Consider the following 15,135-nt stretch of genomic DNA (forward strand, 5'->3'; position numbering starts at 1 on the left):
TCTCCACCTCACCGTTCTTCATCATTCATATATCTGAACAATCTTTTGTCATATTTTGCTTCCTGGTACCAGCCAATTCCGATCATGACCACGCCTAATACAATGGTAACCGTTCTGACCATTGTATCAGCTGAAAACAGGCAGGTGATTACAATTCCAGTTCCTGCACCTGTAAAAAAGTCAATAACAGACTTTTCACGTTCCAATGTTCATATTGCTCTGCTCCTGTTCTTCCAATCGGTTTTGCTTTCTCACCTGGATTATATAAAAATTTCTGCCAAATGAAAAGCAATTTACCTTTTACAGCGAAAAAACAGGTATGCAAAGCTTCTTTGACATGGGATTTTTGAAAACAGATTCACGTTTCTCTACCTAATCTGAATCCTTATTTTATCCCCGACAGATGTCCAACCGGATTCTGCAGTGATTTCACCTGTAGCTCCATCATAATATGCGCTTTCTTCGGTTCCGTAATCTTCATCCGTTTTATCTGCTGCGTCGGTATTTTCTTTCTGGTCTGTATCGTCTTGAAGCCTTACTTCTGTGGGAGCATCTGCCCCTCCGATAATTTGAGTTTCAACCTGATCCTCTGCATCTGACGGATTTTTTTCCTCCAAAGTATCCTCCGGAACTTCTTCTACCGCTTCTGTAGTCTCACCAATTTCTACAAAATCGTCATCAACCCAGACAGTGTCTGCTGCAGCCATGTAAGGTTCTCTGGTATAAAGCTGTAATTCCAGATAATCGCTGTCAATATCCGGGAGCAAAAGAACCGGGCCGTCAGAATCCAGCTGATACATACCCCAGAAACTGGTTTTAAAACTCCATTGAGATTTACCATCTGCCGCCGAATTACTGCGCAGTTCATACTGTACCTGATTTCCTTTACTGTCTGTCCCCATAAGCATCATCTCATTACCATTATACAGCTTTTCCTCAAGTTCTTCCGGAATTTCTGCCTTAATTATACTTTGCAGTTTATTCATGGAAAAGTCTGTTAATTTTACGGTTCCTTCTTCTGTTTTAACAGAAACATCTTCTAGCTTTTTATGAACTGTCTGTTTCATAAGCTCCTCATGGGGAATAGAAAAATCAAACTCAAACTCTGCGAAATAATCTTCGCCAAGATTTTCATTTTGATAGGCACCGAGTACCAAATGTACTTCTGGATTTTCTCCCAAATCACCATCAAGGGAAAACCGGGATTCCAGAACAGCATCATAGACATTTTCATCCAGTCCAGTATTTAGCAAATCTTCGTCCGAATATGGCAGAAGGTGTCCGCTTTCGTATTCTTCAATTTTCTGTCCATTTATTGTAGTTTTCTGATAATCAATGTCAAGCTGTGTATTGGCAAAGGTCCAGTCATCCTGGACATCATCCGTGTCCTTTTGCCCGGAAGATGTTTTTTCTGCATGCACCTTTGTTAACAGAACCCCATTATCCAGAACAACTTCTTTTAATGTTACAGTAATTCCTTTGTCTTCCTTAGAGGTATTCAACACTTCCGTATAAGATTCAATGCCTTTTGGGAAACCAAGGGTTTCTCCTATGGACAATGTAATATTTTTTATTGCAGCCTGGATATGTGGATTAGAAAAGATAACAGAACCCAAGGTGACGATCACACAGGCAGCAGCTGCTTTGCTCCACCCTTTTGGTCTCCGGTTTTCCTTTTTTTCACTCCATTCCCGCTCTGCTTCCTCTATATATTTCGAATCAATATTACCAAATTCTTTTGAAAAATCAAACTTTTTCATATGCGTCCTCCTTCTTTTTCCAACAGTTTCAACAGCTTTTTCCGGTTTCTGTATAAATTCATTTTCACGCTTCCCGCTGACATATGATGCCTTTTGGATATTGCAGAAACAGGATCTAAAAACCAGTATCTTCGTACAAAAATATTTCTGTCCTTTGGAGACATTTCTTCCAAAAAACGATTTATGGTTTCCATCAGTTCTTTTTCCGCCAGCTGTTCTTCCACGGTATAAGTTACATTTAGCTGCTCCATTTCCTCCATAACATCTGCCATATGAACATCCGGGCGCTTGCCTGCAAACTTTTTCCTTAAGCGGTCAATACTAAGATTTCTTGTAATCCGACCGCAAAAGTGTGCCAATACAGAAGGATGCGTAGGAGGAATCTGTGACCATACCGAAAACCAGGTATCATTCAGACATTCCTCGGCATCTTCTCTATTCGCCAATAAATTCCAGGCAATCTTGTAGCAATAGGGGTGATACTTAGTACTCAATTCTATAATTCCATTCTCATCTCTTTTCAAAAACAGGTTTATAATTTCATCATCATTCATTTACAGGTTGTCCTCCGGGTTTCTTTAAGATAAAAGTCACTGTCCATAATCTGACCAGCAACAGATAAGGCGCCTTTTTGAATAAAAAAATTTCCATTCATATTATATATCGTAAAAAATAGTGGATGGTAACAAAAAAATTTAATTTTTTTCAGTTGAGATCCAAACTACAGTTTTGGTTTTCAGAAGATTACCTTTTAGAGGTAAAAATAATGAAAAGCAGCCGATATTCTCATTTTATAAATCATGAGATACCGGCTGCAACTGCTGTTATAAAATATTTAGTCCAATAAAACTCCCTCTATTTGTATTTTTTAGAAAAGATTTGCACGTCTAACTCATCACTGAAATAACGAGAATGCGACGCACAATTATTCAAGTCGTTGAGTCACTCTTGAAAGTAAAACCGTATTACACTTGTAAAAAAGGTCTGCCGCTTCTGCACTCAGATTTTTTAGCAAGTGTAATATTCTACATATTCCTGAACTCTCCTTATGGAGTAACATATCACTGATATGGACAAACAGATACCTTTCGACGATCAATCAGTCTATTAATTGTTTTTAGTAGCAACATCAAATTGAATCAATTTCTTTATATAACTTTATTAATTGCCTAAGCAAATTTTCATATTCTTTTATTGTCTCATCCGAATCAGACTCTTTTACTATATCCTTGTCATTTCGTAGATTAGAAATTTCAAATGGGTATTGGTTCAATAATTTGATTATTTCTTTGCAATTTGGGATTAATTGATTTCTTTTATTATATGGAATCGCATTTATGCGCTCTCTTAAATTATGCCGCAGATTGTATGCAAGCCAGTCTGCCGTATCAAAAAAAGCACGATACTCATGTCCATATGCTTTCTCAAGGTTTCCTTTGATATAAGAATAGTAATCGTATCCTTCCGGCACTTTTTTGGTTGTGCTTGCAAAAATCCTTACAACATGATCATATGCATCCCGGTGCTCTTTTAATGGCTGAATCAATGCATCCCCATTTTCTGATATTTCTTCGGCTGTAAGTAGATAAATTTTGGTTTTTTGATGTAATTGATATATCTTTTTCCACAACAGTCCAATCTCATCGTTTTGCATTAGATTAAAAACATTTTGTTCAGCCATTTAAAATACCCCGCTATTGAATTAATGAATTTTTAACTTTGACTCCTTTTCCCTCATTACCAGAAACGATTTTTCATCTAGAATACGGTCACCAAAAATCCGCCAGGATCCACGTCGCTTTATTCGGTACGCTTTAATAGTGGAGATTTGTCCGTTTTCACAGTCTCTTGAAAAAAATTTCCTATATTTAAAAGTTTCTATTATCCCCCATAGAGTTCCTGCAACTATAAAAAAGGAAGTACTGCTACAGCTTCAATCATAAATATTCTCCTTATCATCCCAGTTACATGCATCGTCACAATCGGACTGCATCCCAAGGTCTTTTGGTTCGATCACATTTCTTACACTACTACCTGCACTATATTTTTCTCTTCTGTAAATTATGCTAAGATGAACAAATGTTTCTCTGTAAAGTAACAAAAGAATAAATCCAACAAATATACAGGATAGTAATATAACTCCTTTCCTAGATGCCACAGACTGCAATTGTGGATTTCCAAGGAAGCAAACTGCTGAAATTGCGCTTCCTGATTTGCCTTTCCATTTAAGAACAATGAGTCGAAAGCATCCAAAACCGTAAGATCTTTCAGATTTCCACCCACATACTCCTTAAACTCTTCCTCCAATAATCCGAAAGTTTCTATACAAACAAATAGAGTTTTATCATAAAAGTCCCAAATACCATTGTCAACGGATTTTTCGTATATTTATATTTTTACCGTCTCATAACCAACTCTCTCACTTCGAACATGTAGCAAAAAATCTATCATACCAGATAAGGAATGTCAAAACTGTCCAGATTTTACGGCTGTTATCTGCCTTTTTCTCTTTGTGCTCTTTCAGAAGTAAAAGAAGCTTATCTGTATGAAAAAACTCTTCTGCTTCTTTCGAGGTAAATAACTCCTTTACCCTCTGATACCAGTCATCCTGCCGCAGCCACACACGGATTGGAATTGGAAAACCAAGTTTCCTACGTTCATCGGTTTCCTGTGGAAGAAATTCTGAAACAGCTTTACGGAAAATATATTTGGTTGTACCCGCTGCAATCTTGGCTTCTTTCGGAAGCTTTGCTGCAAAGTCAAAAACTTCTTTATCCAGAAATGGTACCCTGACTTCCAATGAATGTGCCATGCTCATTTTATCTGCTTTCTGTAAAATATCGCCAGGAAGCCAGTATCTCAGATCTACAGACTGCATTTTTTCCATGTCTCGAAGTGATCCTCTGTTTTCTGACTCAAGTTCTTTAAAAAATGGTCTTAAATATTCCTGTGTGGAAGGTCCTGTTACTTTATTTTTCAAAATCTGCGCTTTCTCTTTTTCACGGTAAATATATGCATTTCCGATGAAACGTTCTTCCACTTTCATTCCTGCACGGATAAGGAAATCTCGTCCCTTCACATCCGGCAGCTTTGCAGCCAGTTTTCCAATTACACGTCTGACACCAAATGGAATCCAGGCAATTTTTTTCAATGATTCCGGTTCTCTGTAAATATTATATCCACCGAAAAGCTCGTCTGCTCCTTCTCCGGAAAGAACAACCTTGACATGACCTGCAGCCTCTTTTGAGAGAAAGTAGAGTGCAACGGCAGAAGCATCAGCAAGGGGCTCATCCATATGATACATAACATCTGGAAGGGCATCCCAGAATTCCTGCTTGGATATGATTTTCACATGGTGTTTTAAACCAGCTTTTTCTGCCACTTTGGCAGCTTTGTTTACTTCACTATATCGGTCTCCCTCATCGAATCCCACTGTAAATGCCTGATCTGCACCAGAGGAAGAAGCCAGATAACCGGAATCCACTCCCCCGGATAAAAACGCGCCGACTTCCACATCACTTAACATATGGTGCTCCACTGAATCCTTTAAATTCTCTGCAAGCTGATTCCGCAGCTGCTCCATATTCGTCTTACGGTCCCATTGGCCTGGTGCAAGCTTTGTTTTGAAATAAGTCTTTATCTCATAGTTTCCGTTTTTATATAAAAGCATATGACCTGGCATAAGCTTATAAATCCCCCTGAAAAAAGTTTCTTCCAGAGGGGAATATTGAAATGACAAATACTGCTCCAGTGCCTTCTGATTTACTTTCCTTTCATAGCCTGGAAATGCAAGGATACTCTTAATTTCAGAAGCAAATACAAAGTGTCCATCTATTTCGGCATAGTACACAGGCTTAATTCCAAAAAAATCCCTTGCAAGCATCAAACTCTGCTCCTGTTCATTCCATACAGCAAACCCAAACATTCCCCTGAGCTTATCCAGTGCCTTCTCCCCATACTGCTGAATAGTATTTATCAGAACCTCCGTGTCAGAATGAGTACAGAAAGAAATGCCGAAAGCCTCAAGTTCTGCCCGCAGTTCCTTATAATTATAGATTTCTCCATTAAAAACAATATGAAGGTTTCCGTCCGCACTTTCCATAGGCTGCTGCCCATCTTCTAAATCAATAATACTAAGTCTTCGAAAGCCCAGCGTGATCTTCTCCCTGCAAAAAGAGCCCTCACTATCCGGGCCCCTATGCTCAATAGCTTTCATCATCCTTTCAATTACTGTCTTCTGATCCTGTCTGTAACCTGTAAATCCACAGATTCCGCACATTTTATCCTCCGTATCTATTTGATGTAGTTTATACGCTGCAGCAACTTTTTTATCACAAGTGAATCCCACATGGTCACATCGTAATCATAGTGGTCTGTGAGTCTGCGCCTCAGCTTGTGTTCTCCCTTCTTTTTCTACCTTTGTAGAAATCATCTCTAATTCTACATCTGTAGAATTAGAAAGTCAATCCCATTTTCTACAATTGCAGAATCTATGTCATATATTTGATTACCCGTCATGACATACCCCAATGACTCAGATCTTACAGATTTACAAACGGTATGAATGCCTCACTGCTGACAAAATGAAAAGCCGGAAAAACGGTCTTTTGTTACAGAGCCATTTTTCCGACTGTACGGTTATCTATATTTAATGAATCTTTACCCTTTCACTGCACCTGCCATTACACCGCCGATAATATGCTTCTGCATCACAAGTATGTGCAGATACGCACATGCATGCGCTTTCATCTCGGTAATTGAATTGCCGAGGATTCTCACTTATTGTTCTAAGCAACTATACATAACCGCCCCTCATCAGTTTTTATACATAAAAAGCGGTGGGAAATAATTTTCCTGCCGCTTTAAATCTCAGATTAATCATATTTCGCTACATTTCGTAAAATTCTCCTGCATTCTGCCGGGATTCTCCCGAGTCCATCAGGTCCTACATTCAGCAAATAATTAATTCCCAGATGATTTAATTTTTGTTTTATATCTGCGATCTCTCTTGCAGATTTCCAATTTTGATCCCATGCACAATATCCCCAACTGTTATTCACAGTTGCCGCAGTCTCATACAGGCCATAAGGTGATGGCTTGAATCCGTCAAATGCATTCATCATGCTTTCTTTCAGTTCCGCATTATCTGGTATAGATTCCGGTACTTCATTGTCTCCCAGTGATACATAATCATATGCTCCATTGCCAAGCCTTGAATTGATCAGACAATCTGGCTGATATTTTTTTACCAAATCAAAAATCGCCCGACTATGCTTCTCTTCCAATGTTATCGGAACATCAAACCAAATCAGGCTCAATTCCCCATAATTTCTCAGAAGTTCTTCGATTTGAGGATAAATCTTATTGCGAAAGCACACATCATAATCTTTTTTATCATTATCCGGAAAATCCCAGTCATTGCACCAGGCTGTTCCCTCACACGGAATGTGTCCGGATAAATATCCTCCACCATTCTTATCATGCCAGTCCAGATCCTGGGAATAATATAATCCAAACTTTAACCCGTTTTTGTAGCAGGCTTCTGCAAGTTCTCCTAAAACATCGCGTTTGAACGGTGTCGCATCCACCACATTGAATTTATCCACCTTAGAATGGTACATGGCAAAGCCTTCATGGTGTTTGCTTGTAAACACCAGATATTTCATTCCGCAATCTTTTGCAAATTTTACAATTTCATCCGCATTAAAATAGACAGGATTGAATGCCGTTGCCAGTTTATCATATTCGCTTATCGGAATTCTGCATCTTGTCTGAATCCATTCAGCGTAATTTCCACATTTCTGGTCTTTCCACTCTCCGGCCAGAAGTGAATACAAGCCCCAATGAATCATCATTCCATATCCGGCTTCTTTAAACCATTTTCTCGTATCTGTGCTCATACTGATCGATCTCCCTTCATTTGTGTTTTCATTATATCAGAAAGTTCACGATTCCAACATTCCATAACTTTTACATTATATTAGATATTTTTACTTTCAGAGATGCTATTTGCAAGATTGCCATAATCTGCCAAAAATTTACGCGTTCTATTCGTCACCGCAGATAACAGTGAGAACACAACGCGTAGTTTTCAGCTGAAAATATCAGTTCCTGATCAATATACTCCCACGAAAGACATTACCGGTGCTACTCTGGAGTCTTCGATCACGATTGCCAGAAAATCTGTCTGGATTCCTTTAAGATCAATAATCTTTTTATATCCAATGGTAGTTCCATTATAGCATTCTTTCATAGATCCATTTTCTTCATAGCAGACTTTGAACTTTTCTACTCTCTGGCTGAATGGAATGGCCTCCTTCAGTACCAGATAATTAAGTTTCTTTTTCTCGATCCAGTTAATCTTGATCATGAGCTTATTTGTTCCCGCTTCGTTCATAAAATAAGTCTCATAATCATCATTTCTTAATACTGTAGGTTCTTTCTCCCAGCAATCCAATGGCGGGATAGATGTGATACCTGCTTCATCAACCAGATTATATTTAAAGGTATTCTCAATAAACTCGCCCAACTGTTTCAGATTTGCAGCATCTGTTTCATGGATACGGCCATTTTTCATCGGAGGAAGATTTAATAATAATGTGGTATTTCCCCCTACGGATTTTAAGTAAATGTCTTTCAGGTTCTCAAAGGAGCGGACCTGGTCATCTTCTTCCTCATGATAGAACCAGCCTGGACGGATAGAAACATCCGTCTCTGCAGGGTACCATGCAAGCTCTTTTTCATTTGCAAGGCGTTCCCTGCTTCCAAGGTCTGTCTGGGTCTCGTCCAACGGCCGGTTCCGGAATTCTTCATTATCTTCCTGCTGGCTTAACGCTGCTGTGATCGCCGGATCAGTCATATCCTTTGCAACAACGCTCCATTCACTCGGTCTTACTTCCCCGGCCTCGTTTCCACACCATCTGATGTCCGGGCCTGAAATAGAGATCACCGCATTCGGCTGCAGTTCACGCATCACTTTATAATATCTCTGCCAGTCGTATTTCTGAACCTTTCCATTTGGTCCCTCACCACATGCACCGTCCAGCCAGATTACAAAGATATCACCATATTCTGTCAGCAGCTCTGTCAGCTGGTTCAGATAGTAATCGTCATACTCTTTTCCCTTTCCATAGCTGCTGTTGTTTCTGTCCCAGGGTGAAAGATAAACACCAAATTTAAGTCCAAACTCCCGGCACGCTTCGGCTGTTTCTCTGACAATATCCCCTTTTCCGTTTTTGTACGGGGAGTTTTTGATACTATGCTCGGTGTATTTGGATGGCCACAGGCAAAATCTGTCATGATGTTTGCATGTGAGGATCAGGCCCTTCATCCCGCCCTCTGCTGCTGTTTTTGCCCACTGGCGTGCGTCCAGCTCTGTCGGATTAAAAATGGATTCCGGTTCTGTTCCATCTCCCCATTCGCTTCCGGTAAAAGTATTTACAGTGAAATGAATGAAACAGAAAAATTCCATGTTTTCATATGCGATCTGTCTTGCTGATGGTACCGCTTTAACTAATCTTTTATCTTCTTTCAAACCATTATAGTTCATATCGAATTCCCCTTTTTATTTTTATCGTTTCCTCTCTTCAGAAAAACGGTAATTCCATTTTAACCTTTTAATCTTCTGCTTTTCAGTTCTTCATTTGCTTTTTCTACATTCATTTTTGTCATGATGAACGTGATAATTAAAGCAAGGATTACAGGGAACCACAGATACATGAAATGTAATATATTCAGGCAGGATGCAGACTGGGTAACAACTTCACCATTGAATCCACTTGCAGCTAAAAGCCATCCTGTCAGTGCAGTACCAATTCCACCACCAAGCTTGGTTCCGAAAGATGTACAGGAATACATGGTTCCATCAATTCTTTTGCCTTTTGTAAGGTAAGTATATTCAGAACAGTTTGCCACAACTGCTCCCATATCTCCCTGCCATGGTCCCTGTCCGAATGAGGATACAGCAGTAAAGAGAATCATAAGAGGTACACTGTGCATATAAGCTGCAACAACAACAAGTGCTCTTCCGACAGTTGCAATTGCATAACCTACAATATTCAGTTTGTAAAGTCCTTTCCATTTTGCTACCAGGGTAGGTGTTATGATCAGTGCAATGATCAGTGGAATATTGATCGCCCAGGAAAATACAGCATAAAGATCTTCATTAAGAAGGACATATGTCATATAGTAGATACCCATGTTCAGCATGGCAGAGTATGTCTGCTGTACAATATATGTTACGGAAATCATAATGTAATATTTGTTAGAAAACAGAAGTTTTGCTGCCTCTACAAGACCATATTTCTCTATCTCGTCATCAACAACCCCATCACCATTCAGTTCCTCTTCCGGAAGCTCTTTTACAGAGAAAACAGAGATGGTATTTACAATGACACCTACAATCGCAAACACGATTGCAACTACTTTCCAGGCGTATGCCCCGCCTCCAAGGATCTGTACAAACTTAACTGTCACTGACTGAATAATAAGGACAGTTGAAAAGGCAAAGATGAATCTCCAGGATCCCATCTCAACTCGTTCCTTACTGTTCTTGGTTACTAATGCTACAAGTGCCGCATAAGCAATATTGTTTGCAGTAAAGAATACGGCATTTAAAAGGGTGTATGCAATAAAGAACCATGCATACTGTGCAAATTTTCCCATGTTAGTCGGAATAGCAAAGTTTGCTATCAGAGTTACCGCACAGCCAATGTATGCGTAAAGCATCCAGGGTCTTGCTTTTCCAAGACGGCTCTTTGTTTTATCGATCATAGCTCCAAAAAAGATATCCGTTACACCGTCAAACAGTTTGGATACTGCAATAAGTGTTCCGACGATACCTGCATTCAGACCAACTATATTGGTCAGATAGATCATGATAAAGGATGACAGAAATGAATATACCACATTTCCAGCCATGTCTCCTGAACCATATCCAACTTTGTTATACCATTTATTTATCCGCTCCTTTTTTGGCAAGATTTGTCTGTTTTTTCTTTCTATTTGGCATGAATTCCCGGTTAACCTGCTTTATAATACAGCCATAAGATAAAGAAAGGAGGAACAGACAATGAAAAGATTTAAAGCTTATATCGAATATGTAATGAATTTTTATGCCAACTATTACAGATTTTACCGGTAAGTGCAAAATATGGCTTCCGGATATAACCCGGAATCTGTATTTGCAGTTCATGTAGACCTTGTAATCAATAATTTCAGTATACGCTAGAATCCGTTTCCTGTACATGAACAGGATGCGTTAATATATAAACAAAATTTTATAGTTGGCAGACTTAGCCAAAAAGAGCCGATATCAGTCTTGCAAAGACCTTGTATCGGTTCTTTTTGTATTTTCTCATTATCTAATTATGGGAGGATTTTTCTGTATCACCGAAAAAACTTTTATCCCCGCACTTCAAGCCATTGGTCAATGTTCCCAAAATGTACCGCCTGCAGGTTATCTACATCAACCAGTTGCGGGAAGCTGTTTCTGATGATCAGGACACCGTTTTCCTTATCCTGTTTTTCTCCACCGCCAGCGATGCCTCCCATGGTCCTATCAAGTGTTAAAACCGTTCCATCTTTATAACGCACCTGGTCAATACTAGTTCTGGCATAAAGATCCATGCCATAGTCCGTACCTGCGTACTCAAATTTGTTTTTTTCATCTTCATACACCTTCATAGCTTCATCATAATCAAGATATAATGACCATAAAAGGGGCGTTACTTCCATTTTTTTCACTGTGATTTCATAACCTCCAAAATCACATTTCCGGTTCACTTCCAGAGTTGTCGGAGGCTTTACTGCACCCAGAGTCCATTTAAAATCCCATGTTCCATCTGTAATAACAGTCGTATCATAATCTCCTTCCTCCGTAAGATTCTTTAATGTGATTTCTACTGTTTTATTACTCAGATCATAATCACCGTCATAAGATATACAGGCGTTAAAATATTTAAGATGTGTAGAATTTTGATCTGTTTTCAGTAACACATCCTGTCCTACCCCAGTATTGAAACTTCCAAATCTGTTATCGTCCACTGCATATACTTCTTTTCCATCGATCTTAAAATGTGTCATCTCCTCAAAAGAAGTATGATCAGTCATAGAAATACTGTCATCTGTTTTCACTTCAAAAAAAGCATACAGGAATCCCTGATCCTGAATAGAATCTGTCAGGGTAACCGTCACACCATTTTGTGTTACAGACTGGTCTATATTCTGAATATAAGTTGATTCCTGCAGTGTCTCCTGCTGTTCCTCCGATGGATCCAGTCTTTTCACCAGGTAATCATTCCATTTAAAGAACTCTTTTGCAGCCACAGTAACAGCCATACCAGTACAGATTACTGCTGCTGCAATCAGTAATCGTCCACTGATTTTTTTTCTTTTGTATTTTTTATCAACTGAATCCGCCTGTTCAATCTGTTTTAGTGTATCTTCAAATTTATTATGAAAATCCTGTGGTACTTCCGGTGCGATATTATTCCATTTCTTCTCTAACATGACATTTTCCCCTTTCCTGTTATTCTCTTTAATTGCTTGCTGTTTTTCCCAGTTGCCGGTCTTTTCTCTTCTTCGGATAACTGCACCTTCAAAAACTCTCTTGCACGTGAAAGTCTGCTTTTGATCGTTCCTTCCGGAATATCCAGAGCCTCACTGATCTCTTTCAATGAAAATCCTTCTAAATAATACAATGTTACCAAAACCCTCAGATCCTCCGGAAGTTCCATAATCGCCATATACAGATGACTGTATCTGTCCTCCTCAGTCATTTTCATATTGTCCATATATTCTTCATATGGAATAACATTTTTTCTTTTCCGAAGAATCCCTTTGCATTCATTGATCAATATCCTTGTGATCCATGTTCGGAAATATTTTTCTTTCTTTAAAGTGGGAAGTTTTTCATATGCCTTAAGAATTGTTTCCTGCACAGCATCCCCACAATCAGAGTCATTCTTCAGAATGGACTTCGATATATGATACAGCATGGCTTCTGCATCCCGGACCTCCTTAATAAATACATCTTTTGTCATAACTTTGTCTTCTCCTTTTGTCCAGCTGGATTACTACTCATGTTTACTTTTACACTAATTAGATGCATCGAAAAGGAAATCGGTTCTCATAAAAGTATTTTTTTCCGTTGCCTCTTCCATTGCCAACGAAATATCCACTTTTTTAATCTCTGTTCTGTTTGTGTTTGTATTTTTTATGTAATTCCGTAATATATTCCTCAAGCTTCTCTTTGTCTTGCTCTTCACAGGCGACAAAAACAAAACACTGCTTAGATCAATCCGATATGCTTTCCCTGTTTTCTCACCCAGTTTCTCTGTATATGTGCAATGAAAGATGAGATACTTTATCCCCATTCCAGACAGGTACGCAGAGCATGACTCTCACAAAGCAGTGTCCATTCAGATAGTTGGAACCGTTGTGTGCGGCTCAGTATAGATAATATCAGCAGAAATAAGGTATCTGCTGTCGGAACAGAAAAAGTTTCAAAATAGATCAAAAAATATTGCTGAAGTCTGCCTATCAGTATTTTTTCGCTGTATAATGTTTTTGCCGTACAGGGTCACTTTCCTTTGTAATGTTTTATGCCAAATTCATTATACATCAGGAAATCCTGTACGATATTTTTTTATAAAAAAGTTGTAAAATAGTGTATCAATATCATAATTTTCTAAAATTGAAACTTTTTGCTCTTTGACAGGATATATAAGAATGTAAAGGTTAAAAGCTTTTAATTTTTGAAAATATTAAAAAGAAAGTAGGATTGATATGACAGATGAAGCAGAACTTTTGCAGCGTCTCGGGAACAGAGAAAAAAATTCAATAGATGAAGCAATCCGAATTTATACGCCGTATTTGAGTACTGTTTTGTATCATATGGCCGGCAATTCACTGCCGAAAGAGGATATTGAAGAAATTGTGGCAGATGTGTTTGTTGTACTTTGGAAGAATACCGGGAGGATAGATTTGCAGAAAGGTACATTACGGTCATATCTTGCTGCTGTTGCCCGGAATTTTGCTCTGAAACGGATAAACAGAAAGATGGATCATACATCTCTTGAAGATATTGAACTGTCAGATGGCAAAAATTTCATGGAAGAGAATTTTCACAATAATTATGTATGGGAAACAGTTATGAGCCTTGGCGAACCTGACAGCGAGATTTTTGTAAGGCGGTATAAATTTGATGAAAAAATCAAGGATATTTCAAAAGCAATGGGACTTAATATTTCTACAGTTAAGACCAGACTTTCAAGAGGAAAAAGAAAACTCAGAAAAATGTTATCGGATGCGGAGGAAAAATTATGAGAAGAAAAAATTTGCTTAAAGAATTGGGAATACAAAAACAGGCAGATATTTCCTGCAATGCTCTTGATATTGATACAGAGAATGTCAGACAGAGAGTTTATGCAAAACTTGACTTCGCAGATACAGAAAGGAAGCAAACGACTATGAGATCAAAAAAGAAAATATTACCTTTGTTGATAGCTGCAACACTTACAATTGGAGTTACTGCTATGGCAGCAACAGGAAAGATTTCAATGTGGACAGGTTCATCTGCATCACGTGCTGATTATACATCTCTTCCAACGTCAGAACAGATTACAAAGGATATTGGGTATAGACCGGTATTGATTGATACCTTTGAGAACGGGTACTGCTTCAAAGAGGGCAATATTATAAAAAACAGTTTTAAGGATGGCAATGCAAATGTAATTGAGAATTTTAAATCTGTGTCCTTTGATTATCAGAAGAATGGAGATGTTGTATTGTTTGAACAGCAGAAATTTAACTCAAAACTTACTCCGTCAGGTGATATTATTGCCACTGTAAATGGAACAAATTTGTATTATGTACATTATATAAATAAAGTGGTATCAGATGATTACGAATTGACAGAACAAGATAAAAAAGACCAGTCCAGTGGAAAAGTTGTATTCAGTTACGATGACAGTGCTTCTCAGATTGAAGTCAGTCAGGTTCAAAGCGTTAACTGGAATAAGGATGGCATCCAGTATGATTTGCTGCAAATAGATGGAAAATTATCTGCCGGAGAACTTGCAGATATGGCGAGAGAGGTTATTAATAACAGAAGATAAAGAAAAAAGATGGTGGATTCAGTCCGGTTCACCATCTTTTTGTAACTGTTGTGGAAATACCTGTATCGCAGCTGATGCATAATATGTTATAATTTACAGATAGTGTAGCTGTCCAGAACTTTTATAGTTAAAATAAAAGTACAGCCTTTCGATTCATTCAATTAGCTGTACTCTCATTTCCTAGATTGACATGATCCAGCAAAGGGATTGCGTAATTGATATCGTTACGCTGCCCTTCACGGATCATAAAATAAACC

At 38.4% G+C, this 15,135-nt stretch carries 12 protein-coding genes; 2 read left to right on the forward strand and 10 right to left on the reverse strand.

Features of this window, described 5'->3' with window-relative positions; all coding sequences use genetic code 11:
• Positions 1-8: 8 nt before the first annotated feature.
• The 10 genes from NE638_RS10480 to NE638_RS10525 form a co-directional block, all read right to left on the reverse strand.
• A complete protein-coding gene (locus tag NE638_RS10480; protein ID WP_173746162.1) occupies positions 9-206 on the reverse strand; it encodes a hypothetical protein in 198 nt (65 codons plus the stop codon).
• 162 nt (positions 207-368) lie between these two features.
• On the reverse strand, positions 369-1,760 hold the full coding sequence (locus NE638_RS10485; protein ID WP_173746163.1) for a DUF4179 domain-containing protein: 1,392 nt from the start codon (positions 1,758-1,760) through the stop codon (positions 369-371).
• On the reverse strand, positions 1,757-2,314 hold the full coding sequence (locus NE638_RS10490) for an RNA polymerase sigma factor (protein WP_114002530.1): 558 nt from the start codon (positions 2,312-2,314) through the stop codon (positions 1,757-1,759). Before NE638_RS10490 ends, NE638_RS10485 begins: the two co-directional genes overlap by 4 nt.
• Before the next feature lie 575 nt (positions 2,315-2,889).
• Positions 2,890-3,441 (reverse strand): hypothetical protein, encoded by a 552-nt coding sequence (locus tag NE638_RS10495; RefSeq protein ID WP_173722943.1) that lies wholly within the window; start codon positions 3,439-3,441, stop codon positions 2,890-2,892.
• Positions 3,442-4,179: 738 nt separating this feature from the next.
• Positions 4,180-6,039 carry an asparagine synthase (glutamine-hydrolyzing) gene (gene asnB, locus NE638_RS10500; RefSeq protein ID WP_118071917.1) on the reverse strand — a complete coding sequence of 620 codons (1,860 nt, stop codon included), beginning with the start codon at positions 6,037-6,039 and terminating at the stop codon, positions 4,180-4,182.
• A gap of 595 nt (positions 6,040-6,634) precedes the next feature.
• The gene (locus NE638_RS10505; RefSeq protein ID WP_173722941.1) at positions 6,635-7,660 is read right to left on the reverse strand and encodes an alpha-L-fucosidase; all 1,026 of its coding nucleotides are present in this window, start codon (positions 7,658-7,660) and stop codon (positions 6,635-6,637) included.
• A 215-nt stretch (positions 7,661-7,875) separates the two neighbouring features.
• The gene (locus NE638_RS10510) at positions 7,876-9,309 is read right to left on the reverse strand and encodes an alpha-L-fucosidase (RefSeq protein ID WP_173722939.1); all 1,434 of its coding nucleotides are present in this window, start codon (positions 9,307-9,309) and stop codon (positions 7,876-7,878) included.
• Between the two features lie 59 nt (positions 9,310-9,368).
• Complete coding sequence (locus tag NE638_RS10515) at positions 9,369-10,721, reverse strand: MFS transporter (protein ID WP_420314137.1); 1,353 nt, start codon at positions 10,719-10,721, stop codon at positions 9,369-9,371.
• A 441-nt stretch (positions 10,722-11,162) separates the two neighbouring features.
• Entirely contained in the window at positions 11,163-12,269 is a 1,107-nt protein-coding gene (locus NE638_RS10520; RefSeq protein ID WP_173722935.1) for a DUF4179 domain-containing protein, read from the reverse strand.
• Complete coding sequence (locus tag NE638_RS10525) at positions 12,263-12,802, reverse strand: RNA polymerase sigma factor (protein WP_055056185.1); 540 nt, start codon at positions 12,800-12,802, stop codon at positions 12,263-12,265. Before NE638_RS10525 ends, NE638_RS10520 begins: the two co-directional genes overlap by 7 nt.
• Positions 12,803-13,547: 745 nt before the next feature.
• Here NE638_RS10525 and NE638_RS10530 point away from each other — a divergent pair.
• Both NE638_RS10530 and NE638_RS10535 read left to right on the forward strand, forming a co-directional pair.
• A complete protein-coding gene (locus NE638_RS10530; RefSeq protein ID WP_173734101.1) occupies positions 13,548-14,087 on the forward strand; it encodes an RNA polymerase sigma factor in 540 nt (179 codons plus the stop codon).
• Positions 14,084-14,878, forward strand: coding sequence for a hypothetical protein (locus NE638_RS10535; protein ID WP_173722932.1), 795 nt, complete (start codon positions 14,084-14,086; stop codon positions 14,876-14,878). The genes NE638_RS10530 and NE638_RS10535 overlap by 4 nt, the downstream gene beginning before the upstream one ends.
• The last annotated feature ends 257 nt before the right edge of the window (positions 14,879-15,135 follow it).

Source organism: Blautia sp. MSK.18.38 (assembly GCF_024460535.1).
Classification (GTDB): domain Bacteria; phylum Bacillota; class Clostridia; order Lachnospirales; family Lachnospiraceae; genus Blautia_A; species Blautia_A fusiformis.

Excerpts from the sequence above, each read along its gene's own strand:
- NE638_RS10505 (WP_173722941.1), bottom strand. The coding sequence starts at position 7,660 with ATGAGCACAGATACGAGAAAATGGTTTAAAGAAGCCGGATATGGAATG.
- NE638_RS10520 (WP_173722935.1), bottom strand. The coding sequence starts at position 12,269 with ATGTTAGAGAAGAAATGGAATAATATCGCACCGGAAGTACCACAGGAT.
- NE638_RS10535 (WP_173722932.1), top strand. The coding sequence starts at position 14,084 with ATGAGAAGAAAAAATTTGCTTAAAGAATTGGGAATACAAAAACAGGCA.
- NE638_RS10485 (WP_173746163.1), bottom strand. The coding sequence starts at position 1,760 with ATGAAAAAGTTTGATTTTTCAAAAGAATTTGGTAATATTGATTCGAAA.
- NE638_RS10490 (WP_114002530.1), bottom strand. The coding sequence starts at position 2,314 with ATGAATGATGATGAAATTATAAACCTGTTTTTGAAAAGAGATGAGAAT.
- NE638_RS10495 (WP_173722943.1), bottom strand. The coding sequence starts at position 3,441 with ATGGCTGAACAAAATGTTTTTAATCTAATGCAAAACGATGAGATTGGA.
- NE638_RS10530 (WP_173734101.1), top strand. The coding sequence starts at position 13,548 with ATGACAGATGAAGCAGAACTTTTGCAGCGTCTCGGGAACAGAGAAAAA.
- NE638_RS10525 (WP_055056185.1), bottom strand. The coding sequence starts at position 12,802 with ATGACAAAAGATGTATTTATTAAGGAGGTCCGGGATGCAGAAGCCATG.
- NE638_RS10510 (WP_173722939.1), bottom strand. The coding sequence starts at position 9,309 with ATGAACTATAATGGTTTGAAAGAAGATAAAAGATTAGTTAAAGCGGTA.
- asnB (WP_118071917.1), bottom strand. The coding sequence starts at position 6,039 with ATGTGCGGAATCTGTGGATTTACAGGTTACAGACAGGATCAGAAGACA.